The following is a 13,179-nucleotide window of genomic DNA, read 5'->3' as shown; positions in this document are numbered from 1 at the left end:
GGACCGAAGCTGTGCGACTCTCACCCGGTGAGCGCTCCTCCAGAACTACCGCCGCTGGTTTCAGCGGCCCTCAGCCTGTCCGGCCGCCGCGGATTCGTCAGCTCGACCCGGAACGAGACCGGCCGGCTGCTCGCCACCCTGGCCGCGTCCCGGGCCGGCACCCTCGGCGAGCTCGGCACCGGCTGCGGAGTCGGCTCGGCCTGGTTGCGCAGCGGCGCGGCCGAGGGGAGCAACATCGTCACCGCGGAGAGCGATCCGGAACTGGCGAAGGCGGTCGCCGAACTGTTCGCCGACGACGAGCGGATCGAGGTCGTCGAGGCCGACTGGACCGCGCTGATCGAACGCGGCCCGTTCGCCCTGCTCTTCGTGGACGCCCGCGAGGCGAAGATCTCGGCCCGCGACATCGTCGCCGAGGTGGTCGAGCCCGGCGGTTTCGTCGTACTGGACGACTTCACCCCGTCGGCCGTATGGCCCCCGATGTACGAGGGCCGGGTGGACACGTTGCGCCAGGAATGGCTCCAGGACAAACGCTTCACCACAGTAGAGGTCATGGTCGCCCCCGACGCCGCCGTACTGCTGGCCACCCGCCGCTGACCCCAAGCCCCCGAAATGCAGGTGGGCCCGAGCGCTCGCTCCCGGGTGGGAGGGGCTCGGGCCCTGGCCGGCCGCCATGCGCCTGCGGGCGGCAGGCCGGTCCTGCGCTTCCAGTGTGACCGACCGGCAGGTCACTTCTGACTGTTGCGTCCGAAGAAGCGGGCGCTGGAGCGCTCGGTTCCTCGGACGCTACGAGGTCAGGCTTCGAGGTCGACGGTGCGGGCGGTGTCGGCGGCCACGGCGGTGGCGATGTCGTCGAGGACGGCCGCCGCGATGCTGGAGTCGACGGCCAGGGCGACCAGGGCCTTGCCGCCCTTGCGGTCGCGGCTGACCTGCATGCCGGCGATGTTGACGTCCGCGTCGCCGAGAATCCGGCCGACCTGGCCGACGATGCCCGGACGGTCCTCGTAGGTGAGGAACGCCAGGTGCTCCGACAGCTCGATCTCCAGGTCGAACCCGTCGATCTCGACCAGCCGCTCGGACTGCCGTACGCCGACCAGCGTGCCGGACACGGACACCTGCTCGCCATCGGCCAGGGTGCCGCGCAGGGTGATCAGGTTGCGGTGCTCCGGGCTGTCGGCGTCGGTGACGAGCCGGACCTCGAGACCGCGCTCGGCCGCCAGCAGCGGGGCGTTCACGTACGACACGTTGTCCTCGACGACGTCGGCGAACACGCCCTTCAGCGCGGCCAGTTCGAGCACCTTCACGTCGTACTGCGTGATCTCGCCGCGGACCTCGACGTCGAGCTGCTGGGCGACCCCGGCGGCCAGTGCGGTGAAGATCCGGCCGAGCTTCTCGGTCAGCGCGATCCCCGGCCGGACGTCCTCGGCGATCACGCCGCCCTGGACGTTCACCGCGTCCGGCACCAGTTCGCCGGACAGCGCGAGCCGGACGGACTTGGCGACCGCGATCCCGGCCTTCTCCTGCGCCTCGTCGGTGGAGGCACCGAGGTGCGGGGTGGCGACCACGTTCTCGAACTCGAACAGCGGGGAGTCGGTGCACGGCTCGCTGGCGAACACGTCCAGCCCGGCGCCGGCGACCCGGCCCTCCTTGAGTGCGGAGTACAGGGCCTGCTCGTCGACGATGCCGCCGCGGGCCGCGTTCACGATGATGACCTCGGGCTTGACCTTGTGCAGCTGCTCGTCACCGATCAGGCCGATCGTCTCCGGCGTCTTCGGCAGGTGCACGGAGATGAAGTCCGACACCGCGAGCAGCTCGTCGAGGGAGGCGAGCCGGACCCCCATCTGGGCGGCGCGGCCGGCCTGCACGTACGGGTCGTAGGCGATCACGTTCATGCCGAAGGCGGCCAGCCGCTGGGCGACCAGGACGCCGATCTTGCCGAGGCCGACGATGCCGACGGTCTTCTCGAACAGCTCGACGCCGGTGTACTTGCTGCGCTTCCACTCGCCGCCCTTGAGCGACTGGTCGGCGGCCGGGACCCGGCGCGCGGCGGCCAGCAGCAGTGCGACGGCGAGCTCGGCGGCGCTGACGATGTTGGAGGTCGGCGCGTTCACGACCATCACCCCGGCCTGGGTGGCGGCCTTCACGTCGACGTTGTCCAGGCCGACGCCGGCCCGGGCGACGACCTTCAGCCGCTTCGCCGCGGCCAGTGCCTCGGCGTCGACCTTGGTGGCGCTGCGGATCAGGATGGCGTCGACATCGGCGATGGCCGGAAGCAGTTCGGCGCGGTCGGCGCCGTTGGCGTGCCGGATCTCGAAGTCCGGACCGAGGGCCTCGACGGTGGCCGGGGACAGCTCTTCGGCGATCAGGACGACGGGTCGAGTGGCGTCAGTCATGAGCAGACATCTCCTGCAGAAGCGGTAGGGGGCTCTAAGGATCTGAGCACCGCGCTGTGCCCGCTGAGTCGATGCTACCAGTCCCCAGTTGGCGCCGATCACCCCGTGTCACAGGCCGGTATGGGCATCAGAACTGTTCAGTCCGTGTCGCAACTGGAGTCCTGCGGCGCCATGCTGGTCGCGTTGTCGATCCGCAGCCGGCCCTCCTCGCGGACCAGGTGGTAGCGGATGTCCAGCCGGCTGCAGGTCTGGCCGCGGGCGCCGGGGTTGTCCTGCGAGAACAGTACGACGAACTTCATTCGCGCGTTCGCGTCATCATCACCCGCTGCGGACACCTCGGTGACGACGGCGCCGAACGCGTACGACGTACCGTGCTTGGTGGCATCCACCGCGGCGTTGCTCAACCGTTCCAACCGGTCCGAGTACGTCTTCTGCATCGCGGCGAAGTCGTGCCGGTTCAACGTGTCGAGGTACTCCCCCAGCGACTGCTGGACCTCGCCGGCCGTTGGGGTGTTCGCGACGGCCAGATCGGGTTTCACCGTTTGCTGCGGACCACGTGCGGGGCAGGTCCCGACCGGTTCGGGCGTGAACCGGGTACCCGACCCGGCGTACGGGCCGCCAAGGTCGTCCAGGCCGATTACCTTGCTCTGGGCAACGGTATCGCCGGTGACGAGACCGATCAGCCGGCCGCGTTTGTCGAACAACGGTGCGCCGAGCGACCCGGCGCCGAGGATCTCGGCGAGCCGGCGCGGCTGGTTCGCCGTACCGGCTTGCTGGACGAACTGGTCGCCGTCCGACGTGTAGCCGATGATCGCGCGGTCGGCGTCCGCGTCGGGAAGGTTGGGGGCGAGGGCGGCGGTCGGGTTGTCCAGGCGGCTGGTCAGCTTGAGCACCGCGATGCCGTTCGCGTCCGCGCCGAGCACGTTGGCCCGGCGTACCCGGCCGTCGGCGGTGAGGACGCCTACCGAGACGGGCTCGCGGATCGCAGACGCGGCGGTGAGGACGATGCCGTCCGGGAGCAGTACGCCGGCAGCCTGGCCGGTCCCCTCGCAGGTGGTCGCGAGGACGCGGACGACGGTCGGCCCGCTCGCGTCCATCACATCGCCGGTGGCGAGGCTGAGGCTCTGCTCGCGGACCAGCCAGCCGGCGCCGGCGCCCAGCACGAGGACGAACACGATCAGCGGGACCAGGAACCGGAACCGCAACCGAGGCGGCATCGGCGGTTGCGCCCCAGACGCCCCAGACGTCGCAGCTGTCGCGGCCTGGCGAGGCTGGATCGTGGTTCCCGGGCGCGGCGGATCGTCGGCGGCGGCCCAGCTCGGGATACGACGAGGCGGCCGAGGCAGTTCCCGCCTGCCCTGCTCACCCATCACCTACTCCCCCTCCACATGAACAGCCTGCACCGCTGCCAATTCTCTCAGTAAACACGGATCTGCCCGGGTCGCCACCTGGCAACCCGGGCAGATCCGGTACTACGCGTTGTCCGTCAGCGGGCCGACGAGCCCTCGACGTAGTCGTCGTCGTGCGACTTGACCCACGCCATCAGCGAGCGCAGCTCCTTGCCGGTCGCCTCGATCGGGTGCGACTCGCTCTTCTTCCGGAACTCGGCGAACTCCGGCGCGCCGGCGTCCTGGTCGGCGATGAACCGGGCCGCGAACGTCCCGTCCGTGATGTCGCCCAGCACGTCCTTCATCCGCGCCTTCACCGACTCGTCGATGATCCGCGGGCCGGACACGTAGTCGCCGTACTCGGCGGTGTCGGAGACCGACCAGCGCTGCTTGGCGATGCCGCCCTCGTACATCAGGTCGACGATCAGCTTCAGCTCGTGCAGGCACTCGAAGTACGCCACCTCCGGCTGGTACCCGGCCTCGGTCAGCGTCTCGAACCCGGCCTGCACCAGCGCCGACACGCCACCACAGAGAACGGCCTGCTCACCGAACAGGTCGGTCTCGGTCTCCTCCGTGAAGGTGGTCTTGATCCCGCCGGCCCGCAGACCGCCGATCCCCTTGGCGTAGGAGAGCGCGAGGTCCCAGGCCTTGCCGGAGGCGTCCTGCTCGACCGCGACGAGCACCGGCACACCGCGGCCCTCGGAGTACTCCCGGCGGACCAGGTGACCCGGGCCCTTCGGCGCGACCATGAACACGTCCACGCCGGCCGGCGGCTTGATGTAGCCGAACCGGATGTTGAAGCCGTGGCCGAAGACCAGCGCGTCGCCGTCGACCAGGTTCGGCTCGATGGCCTCCTTGTAGAGCGACCGCTGGGCCGGGTCCGGCGCCAGTACGACGATGACGTCGGCCTCCTCACAGGCCTCGAACGGCGTCAGCACCCGCAGCCCCTGGGCCTCGGCCTTGGCCCGGCTCTTCGAACCCTCCGGCAGACCGACGCGCACGTCCACGCCGGAGTCGCGCAAGGACAGCGCGTGGGCGTGGCCCTGGCTGCCGTAGCCGAGCACGGCCACGTTGCGGCCCTGGATCACCGACAGGTCGGCGTTGTCGTCGTAGAACATTTCTGCTGCCACTGGAAAACTCTCTCCTTGATTTTCGGCTGCTCAGGCCTGGGAAGACGCGGTCTGGGCAGTGCTGGTGGGTGCCGCGCGGTGACCCGGCGGCGGCGCCGGCACCGGGTGGTGGGGTCGATCCGCCGTCCGGTCGACGGGCTTGGCTTGCAGGGCTGGGCTCCCGGTCGCCACGTGCGGCGGCGGTACCGGGACCGGGCGCAGGGTGCGGTCGGAGATGGACCGGCCACCCCGCCCGATCGCCACCATGCCGGACTGGACCAGCTCCCGGACACCGAACGGTTCCAGCACCCGCAGCATGGCCTCGAGCTTGTCGGGGTTGCCGGTCGCCTCGATGGTGATCGCGTCCGGAGCCACGTCCACCACCTTCGCACGGAACAGCTGGACGGTTTCCAGCACCTGGCCCCGGGTCAGGGTGTCCGCCTTGACCTTCACCAGCAGCAGTTCACGCTGAACCGTCTGGCTGGGTTCGAGTTCGACGATCTTGATCACGTTCACCAGCTTGTTCAGCTGCTTGGTGATCTGCTCCAAAGGCTGCTCGTCCACGCTGACCGCGATGGTCATCCGGGAAACTTCCGGGTGCTCGGTCGGGCCGACCGCGAGGGAATCGATGTTGAATCCGCGCCGGGAGATCAGTGCTGCCACCCGGGCGAGCACACCGTGCTTGTTCTCCACCAGGATCGAAAGCGTGTGTTTCGACATTAGAGCTCCTCGGTGTCCCAGGTCGGCGCCATGTCGCGGGCGATCCGGATGTCGTCGTTACTGGTGCCGGCGGCAACCATCGGCCAGACCATCGCGTCCCGGTGCACGACGAAGTCGACCACCACCGGCGCGTCGGTGACCGCCATCGCCTTCTCGATCGTCGCGTCCACCGAGTCCCGGTCGGAGCAGCGCAACCCGACGCCGCCCATCGCCTCGGCCAGCTTGGCGAAGTCCGGGATCCGGGCCGAGTGCAGGTCGGTGTTGGAGTACCGCTTGTCGTAGAACAGCGTCTGCCACTGCCGGACCATGCCGAGCGACTGGTTGTTGATCACCGCGACCTTGATCGGGATGCCCTCCAGCGCACAGGTGACCAGCTCCTGGTTGGTCATCTGGAAGCAGCCGTCGCCGTCGATCGCCCAGACCGTCTTGTCCGGTACGGCGACCTTCGCGCCCATCGCGGCCGGCACCGCGTACCCCATCGTGCCGAGGCCGCCGGAGTTCAGCCAGTGCATCGGCTTCTCGAACGGCAGGAAGTGCGCGGCCCACATCTGGTGCTGCCCGACGCCGCTGGTGTAGATCGCGTCCGGCCCGGCGATCTTGCCGATCCGCTCGATCACGTACTGCGGGGACAGGCTGCCGTCCTCGGGTTCGTCGTACCCGACCGGGTACTTCGCCCGGACGGCCTCCAGCTGGTGCCGCCAGGTCCCGTAGTCGGGCGTCCTGCCGGTGGCCGCGATCTCGGTCTTCAGGGCGCCGATCAGGTCGCCGATGACCTCCTTGCAGTCACCCACGATCGGCACGTCGGCAGCCCGGTTCTTGCCGATCTCGGCCGGGTCGATGTCGGCGTGGATCACCTTCGCCTCGGGCGCGAACGACTCGAGCTTGCCGGTCACCCGGTCGTCGAACCGGGCGCCCAGACAGATCAGCAGGTCGGACCTCTGCAGCGCGCCGACGGCCGAGACGGAGCCGTGCATCCCGGGCATGCCGAAATGCAGCTCATGCGTGTCCGGAAGGGCGCCGCGGGCCATCAGGGTGGTCACCACCGGGAGGCCGAGGAGTTCGGCGAGCTCCTTGAGCTCGGCGTGCGCCTTGGCCCGGATCACACCACCGCCGACGTACAGGACCGGCTTCTCCGCGGCGGCGATCAGCCGGGCCGCCTCGCGCACCTGCTTGGGGTGCGGGCGGGTCACCGGGCGGTAGCCGGGCAGCGACAGTTCGGTCGGCCAGTGGAAGTCGACCTTGGCCTGCATCGCGTCCTTGGTCACGTCGACCAGGACCGGGCCGGGGCGGCCGGTGCTGGCGATGTGGAACGCCTCGGCGATCGTGCTGGCGATCTCGTTCGGGTCGTTGACCAGGAAGTTGTGCTTGGTGATCGGCATCGTGATGCCCCGGATGTCGGCCTCCTGGAACGCATCCGTGCCGATCGCGGCGCTGGCCACCTGGCCGGTGATCGCCACCAGCGGCACCGAGTCCATGTACGCGTCCGCGATCGGGGTGACCAGGTTGGTCGCGCCCGGGCCGGAGGTCGCCATACAGACGCCGACCTTGCCGGTCGCCGAGGCGTAGCCCTGGGCCGCGTGCCCGGCGCCCTGCTCGTGACGTACCAGGATGTGGCGGATCTGGGTCGAGTCGAGCATCGGGTCGTATGCCGGGAGGATCGCACCGCCCGGGATGCCGAAGACGGTGTCCACCCCGGCATGTTCCAGTGCGCGGATCAGAGCCTGTGCCCCGGTCAGCTGCTCACTCATGAGTGCCTTCCCTGTTTGTCTGTCACGGTAGCTTTCACGACCGATTCCTCCTCGGTCCGGTGGCCCGTCGTCGGGCGGTTCCGGGTGTGGAACCGTGCCCTGACAACAGAAAACCCCCTCCGCCGGGTGGGCTGAAGGGGGCGCGCTCGACTCGTGGTCGCGTCAGTCGGCGCGCCGCACAAGTACGAGGAGAATCGATCGCATGCAGTCACCTTTGCCGACTCCCCTCGATCCGGTCAAGCCTGCTGTCCATCCGTCCCACTCCGTGAGACCCACGTCTTACTTTACCGCCCTCCTCGCAGGCGGCCGTCAGCGGTAGAGCACGGGACAACAGTTCTGGGCCGAGTTCATCAGATGCAGACGGCGCCTTCGGAGGCGGAGTGGACCAGGCGGGCGTACTTGCCGAGGACGCCCTTGGTGATGGCTGGGGTTTTCGGGGTCCAGCCCTCTCGGCGGCGTTCGAGTTCTTCGGCGGTGACGTGGAGTTCGAGGGTGCGGTTCTTGACGTCGAGGGTGATGCGGTCGCCGTCCTGGACGAACGCGATCGGGCCGCCGTCGACGGCTTCCGGCGCGACGTGGCCGACGCACAACCCCGTCGTACCGCCGGAGAAACGGCCGTCGGTGAGGAGCAGGACGTCCTTGCCGAGGCCCGCGCCCTTGATGGCACCCGTGACGGCCAGCATCTCGCGCATCCCCGGGCCGCCCTTCGGCCCCTCGTACCGGATCACCACCACGTCACCGGCTTTCAGTGTGCCGTCCTCGACCGCGTCCATCGCAGCGCGTTCGCCGTCGAACACGCGCGCGGTCCCCTCGAACACCTCCGAGTCGAACCCCGCACTCTTCACCACCGCACCCTCGGGAGCGAGCGTGCCGCGCAGGATCGTGATCCCACCGGTGTGGTGGATCGGCTTGTCCAGGGACCGGATGATCACCCCGTCGATGTCCGGCGGCGCGATGTCGGCCAGGTTCTCGGCCATCGTGCTGCCGGTCACGGTCAGGCAGTCACCGTGCAGCAGACCGGCGTCCAGCAGCGCCCGCATGACCACGGGTATCCCGCCGATCCGGTCGACATCGGTCATCACGTACCGGCCGAAGGGCTTGAGGTCACCGAGATGAGGGACCTTGTCGCCGATCCGGTTGAAGTCGTCCAGGGTCAGCTCGACGTCCGCCTCGCGTGCGATCGCCAGCAGATGCAGTACGGCGTTCGTCGAACCGCCGAGCGCCATCACCACCGCGATCGCGTTCTCGAACGCCTCCCGGGTGAGGATCTGCCGAGCCGTGATCCCCTTCGCCAGCAACCCGACGACGGCCTCACCCGAACGCCGCGCGTACCCGTCCCGCCGGCGATCCACCGCAGGCGGCGCCGCCGAACCAGGCAGCGACATCCCGAGTGCCTCGGCGGACGCGGCCATCGTGTTCGCGGTGTACATGCCGCCACACGCGCCTTCACCCGGGCAGATCGCGCGCTCGACCGCGTCCACCTCCTCCCGGCTGATCAGTCCACGAGCGCAGGCGCCGACCGCCTCGAACGCGTCGATGATCGTGACGTCCTTGTCGCCGAGTCGGCCGGGCATGATCGACCCGGCGTACAGGAACACCGAGGCCAGATCGAGCCGCGCGGCCGCCATCAGCATCCCCGGGAGGGACTTGTCGCAGCCGGCCAGCAGCACCGATCCGTCAAGCCGCTCGGCCTCCATCACGGTCTCGACCGAGTCGGCGATGATCTCGCGGCTCACCAGCGAGTAGTGCATGCCGACGTGTCCCATCGAGATGCCGTCGGACACGCTGATCGTGCCGAACTCCAGCGGATACCCACCGGCCGCGTGGACGCCGTCCTTTACCGCCTTCGCCAGCCGGTCGAGGGACAGGTTGCACGGGGTGATCTCGTTCCAGCTCGACGCCACACCGATCTGCGGCTTCGCCCAGTCGTCGTCGCCCATCCCGACGGCCCGGAGCATCCCCCGGGACGCCGTCGCCTCGAGCCCGTCCGTCACGGTCCGGCTCCGCGGCTTGAGATCCGGCCCAGCATCAGTGGTGTTCGTAGCCATGAACATCACTCTAGGACCCACCGCCGCCTGTAGGCTGGCGCCGACCGCGACTGGCGAAGGGTGGAGCACCACCGGGGAGTGGTCGGCACAGCAGGAAAGGCGTCGTCCGCCTGGGCGCCTCCGACACGTTCTCGGAGGCTTTCGATGCACCTGCGCTACGGCATGAACCCGCACCAGCCCGCCACGATCTCGGGCGCGTCCCCTTTCACCGTGCTCCACGGCAGCCCGTCGTACATCAACATCCTCGACGCCTTGAACGCCTGGCAACTCGTCCGCGAGGCGAGCAGCGCGTTCGAGGTGCCGGCGGCAACTTCCTTCAAACACGTCTCCCCCGCCGGCGCAGCCCTGGCCGGTCCACTCGACGAAACCATCCGTACGACGTACGCCGTCGACCGGATCTCCCCCGTGACCAGCGCCTACCTCCGAGCCCGGGATGCCGACCCCAAGTCCTCCTACGGAGACTTCATCGCCGTCTCCCACCCAGTCGACGCCGCCTCTTCCACCACTGATCGTGCTGGATCGGATCAGCCGAGGCGGTACTGCGTCGACGCGGCAGCGCGCCGTACCTCGGTGGCGGTCCGCTCGGTGTCTAGGTAGGTGGTGTCGATCGCGTGCTTTTCGAGGTCCCCGAGGTCGGCGAAGGCGTTGTGGAGTCCGGTGATCGCGGTGACGTCCTTCAACTCGTTGCCCGCCCTCTGCTTGGCTCGGGCGAGCGTGGTCTCCAGGTCAGGACGGAGTACGACGTATGACAGCGCGAGATCGTCGCGCGCCGCGGCTGCCCGGAAAGGGTCCAGGAACCAAGGACCGAGGATCCCGTCGACCACGACGTCGTACCCGCCACGCGCGTACTCGCGGACGGTTGCCACGATCGCCCCGATGACCACCTCGTTCTGCCGTTGGGCGCCCGGCAGGTACGGAGCAACGAACCCGGTGCGGATCGCCCGGTAGTACAGGTCGGTGGTCAGATGCACCATGGGTTTCGCCGCCTTGGTGGCGACCAGCTCTGCCACGGTCGTCTTGCCCGCGCCGGGTGGTCCGGTCAGGAGTGTCACGTCACCGTTCATGCCGCCCGACGTTAGTGCCCTGAGTCGGGAGTTGGTGCAGTAGCTCCGGTGTCCAGGTAGGTGCATCGCAAGGCGGAGAAGCTGCCTCGATGCGGTGTTCATCGTGGCTGCTTCTCCAACGCCGCGAGGTGCCTGCCTGGGCGCCGGAGCTGCGCACGAACTCCCGACTCAGGGCACTTAACCAGGCGATTCCTCCAATAACAGTCTTGTCTTTCCCAGCATCATCAGCCGCCCGCGACGCTGGGGAGGATGAGGAGTTCGTCGCCGTCGGAGAGCTTGGTGTCGAGGCCGTCGAGATCGCGGATGTTGTCGTTGACGAGGAAGACGTTGACGTGGCGTCGGAGGGAGCCCTGTTCGTCGGTCAGCCGTCGGCGCAGGGCGGGGTGGTCAGCTTCCAGCGCCATGAACACCGCGCCGACGGTGTCCTCGGCCGGCTGGACCTCCACCCGCTCCACCCCGCCGGCGAACGGCCTGAGCACCGTCGGCAGCTTCACACCCACAACCATGGTCATCAGATGACAGCCGCTCGGACGGACAGTACGTCGGGGAGATGCCGCGCGACCTCGGTCCACGTGTCACCCGCATCCGCGCTCGCGTACACGCAACCATCACGTGTACCCAGGTACACACCGGCCGGTGAACCCTGATCCACGCACAACGCGTCCCGCAGTACAGGCGCGTACGACGGGGCGTCGGGCAGGCCGTTCGTCAGGGGCTCCCAGGTCGCGCCGGCGTCGCGGGAACGGAAGACCCGGGGGGTTGCGTCGGGCGGGATCCGGTTGCCGTCGGCGATCAACGGGAAGACGTACACCGTCTCGGGCTCGTGCGGGTGCACCACGATCGGGAAGCCGAAGTCCGAGGGCAGGCCGTCCGCGATCGACTTCCAGATCGCGCCGCCGTCGTCCGTGCGGTAGACGCCGTGGTGGTTCTGCGCGAACATCCGCTCCGGTACGTCCGGGTGGGCCGCGAGCTTGTGCACGCACTGGCCGAACTCCGGGTCCGGATCGGGCATGAACTTCGCCTTGATCCCGTGATTCGCCGGCTCCCAGGTCGCGCCGCCGTCACGGGTCTGGTACACCCCGCCGGTCGACATCGCGACGCTGACCCGATCGGGGTCGGTCGAATGCGGCAACACGGTGTGGATCGCCTGGCCGCCGAATCCCGCACCCCACTCCTTGCGATGCGGGTGGTCCCACAGGCCGCGGACCAGCTCGAACGTCACTCCCCCGTCGGTCGACTTCCACAACGCGGACGGTTCCGTACCGGCGTACACGACACCTGGCTGATCAGCCGAAGCGGCCTGGATCTGCCAGACGCGCTCGACCGAGGCGTCGGCGTCCTCGGGGAATCCGATCGAACCCTTCGGTGGTTCGTCCCACGTCCGGCCGAGATCGTCGGAGTGGAAGACGGCCGGACCCCAGTGCTCACTGGTCCCACCGACGAACAGGCGTGGGCGGTCGTCGCGGGTGTCGACACCGACCGAGTAGATCCCCTGCATCTCGAACTGCGGCCCGTCGAGCTTCCAGTTGCGGCGCTCGCCGTCGGTCCGTCCGATCCAGAGTCCCTTCTTGGTCCCGATCAGCAGTACGGCCTCGGACATCGTTGTCCCTTCCCCTCGGATGTGTTTACCGCGGCGGCCCCGCCACCACGTTGATCAGCGGTTCGCCCGCCGCCGATCCAGAACGGCGCAGCACGTAACGCTCCAGCTGGGCGCGCACCAGCCGGGCCACTCGCGGCGGGAACGCCGTCGAGGCACCACCCCGGTGCGGGTTGATCAGCACATTCGGAGCAGACCACAACGGGTGTCCGGTGGGCAACGGCTCGGGATCCGTCACGTCCATCGCCGCACTGATCCGCCCGGTGGTCAGCTCGGCCAGCAACGCGTCCGTGTCCACCACGACACCGCGCGCGACATTGATCAGCAGCGCGCCGTCCTTGAGCTGGGCCAGGAACTTCGCATCGACCATGCCCCGGGTCTCCTCGGTCGCCGGAGTCATCAGCACGACGACGTCGGCCTTCGGCAGCAACGCCGGCAGCTCACTGATCGGGGACACGCCCTCCCGGGCCCGGCGCGCGACCCGGACGATCTCACACTCGAACCCGGCCAGCCGCCGCTCCAGCGCCTCGCCGATCGAGCCGTAGCCCAGGATCATCACCGTCCGGTCGGCGAGCGAGTCGTCCAGCTCCCCCTGGTACGACGGCCACAACCCGCGCTCCTGGTTCTTCACCGCGCGCGGCAGCCGCCGGAACGACGCCAGGATCAGGCCGACGGCGAGCTCCGCGGTGGACGCGTCGTGCACACCTCGCGCGTTGCACAAGGTGACGCCTTCCTTCAGATAGGGCAGCACGTTCTCGTACCCGGCGGTCTGGGTCTGCACCACCTTCAGCGCGGGCATCTCCCGGACGATCTCGACCACCTCGGACGAGCCCAGGTAACTCGGCACGTAGAACTCGACGGACTCCAGTGACGCGGGCCGCTCACCACCCGCGTAGTACTCCACGTCGAGCCCAGCAGGCAACCCACCGAGGAACCGCTCCGGGTCCTCCCACGGCAGCCACGTCTTAACCCCATCAGCCATACCCAGAACCTACTCGTCCCCCCGGACAGTTCTCGTCAGCCCCCGCGAACCCCGCCGGCACTCGTGCTCATTGCCGGGCACCGGTACGGCGGCCGGTCCGGCTCGACAGCTTCCTGCCAGGGCCGATCCGGGC

12 protein-coding genes and 1 riboswitch are annotated in these 13,179 nt (G+C 69.0%); of the genes, 2 read left to right on the top strand and 10 right to left on the bottom strand.

Annotated elements, in window-relative coordinates; all coding sequences use genetic code 11:
• The first annotated feature begins 27 nt into the window (after positions 1–27).
• Positions 28–594, top strand: a complete 567-nt coding sequence (locus EV643_RS06590) for an O-methyltransferase (protein ID WP_133799054.1) — start codon at positions 28–30, stop codon at positions 592–594.
• Positions 595–791: 197 nt separating this feature from the next.
• Here EV643_RS06590 and serA read toward each other — a convergent pair whose 3' ends face one another.
• From serA to ilvD, 6 genes are all read right to left on the bottom strand, one after another.
• Positions 792–2,390: a phosphoglycerate dehydrogenase gene (gene serA / locus EV643_RS06585; RefSeq protein WP_133799053.1), complete on the bottom strand. Its 1,599-nt coding sequence runs from the start codon at positions 2,388–2,390 to the stop codon at positions 792–794.
• Between the two features lie 137 nt (positions 2,391–2,527).
• Positions 2,528–3,607 carry a S1 family peptidase gene (locus tag EV643_RS06580; protein WP_238165398.1) on the bottom strand — a complete coding sequence of 360 codons (1,080 nt, stop codon included), beginning with the start codon at positions 3,605–3,607 and terminating at the stop codon, positions 2,528–2,530.
• Between the two features lie 269 nt (positions 3,608–3,876).
• Positions 3,877–4,896 (bottom strand): ketol-acid reductoisomerase, encoded by a 1,020-nt coding sequence (gene ilvC, locus EV643_RS06575; RefSeq protein WP_133799226.1) that lies wholly within the window; start codon positions 4,894–4,896, stop codon positions 3,877–3,879.
• A 42-nt stretch (positions 4,897–4,938) separates the two neighbouring features.
• Entirely contained in the window at positions 4,939–5,607 is a 669-nt protein-coding gene (ilvN, locus tag EV643_RS06570) for an acetolactate synthase small subunit (protein ID WP_133799051.1), read from the bottom strand.
• Entirely contained in the window at positions 5,607–7,355 is a 1,749-nt protein-coding gene (locus EV643_RS06565; RefSeq protein ID WP_133799050.1) for an acetolactate synthase large subunit, read from the bottom strand. Before EV643_RS06565 ends, ilvN begins: the two co-directional genes overlap by 1 nt.
• A 350-nt stretch (positions 7,356–7,705) precedes the next feature.
• A complete protein-coding gene (gene ilvD, locus EV643_RS06560) occupies positions 7,706–9,403 on the bottom strand; it encodes a dihydroxy-acid dehydratase (RefSeq protein ID WP_133799049.1) in 1,698 nt (565 codons plus the stop codon).
• A gap of 36 nt (positions 9,404–9,439) precedes the next feature.
• A riboswitch (ZMP/ZTP riboswitch) is annotated at positions 9,440–9,526 on the top strand.
• A 21-nt stretch (positions 9,527–9,547) separates the two neighbouring features.
• Between ilvD and EV643_RS06555 the strand changes: the two genes are divergently transcribed.
• Positions 9,548–10,000, top strand: a complete 453-nt coding sequence (locus EV643_RS06555) for a hypothetical protein (protein WP_238165397.1) — start codon at positions 9,548–9,550, stop codon at positions 9,998–10,000.
• Here EV643_RS06555 and EV643_RS06550 read toward each other — a convergent pair.
• From EV643_RS06550 to EV643_RS06535, 4 genes are all read right to left on the bottom strand, one after another.
• Positions 9,928–10,467 (bottom strand): AAA family ATPase, encoded by a 540-nt coding sequence (locus tag EV643_RS06550; protein ID WP_133799048.1) that lies wholly within the window; start codon positions 10,465–10,467, stop codon positions 9,928–9,930. The genes EV643_RS06555 and EV643_RS06550 overlap by 73 nt on opposite strands.
• A gap of 224 nt (positions 10,468–10,691) precedes the next feature.
• On the bottom strand, positions 10,692–10,961 hold the full coding sequence (locus tag EV643_RS06545; protein WP_238165396.1) for a ubiquitin-like small modifier protein 1: 270 nt from the start codon (positions 10,959–10,961) through the stop codon (positions 10,692–10,694).
• 17 nt (positions 10,962–10,978) lie between these two features.
• Positions 10,979–12,067 carry a WD40/YVTN/BNR-like repeat-containing protein gene (locus EV643_RS06540; RefSeq protein ID WP_133799047.1) on the bottom strand — a complete coding sequence of 363 codons (1,089 nt, stop codon included), beginning with the start codon at positions 12,065–12,067 and terminating at the stop codon, positions 10,979–10,981.
• Positions 12,068–12,092: 25 nt separating this feature from the next.
• Positions 12,093–13,046: a 2-hydroxyacid dehydrogenase gene (locus EV643_RS06535; RefSeq protein WP_133799046.1), complete on the bottom strand. Its 954-nt coding sequence runs from the start codon at positions 13,044–13,046 to the stop codon at positions 12,093–12,095.
• Between the last annotated feature and the right edge of the window lie 133 nt (positions 13,047–13,179).

The sequence above is a fragment of the Kribbella caucasensis genome (assembly GCF_004361855.1).
GTDB lineage: Bacteria > Actinomycetota > Actinomycetes > Propionibacteriales > Kribbellaceae > Kribbella > Kribbella caucasensis.
This window is presented reverse-complemented; position numbering and strand designations above follow the sequence as displayed.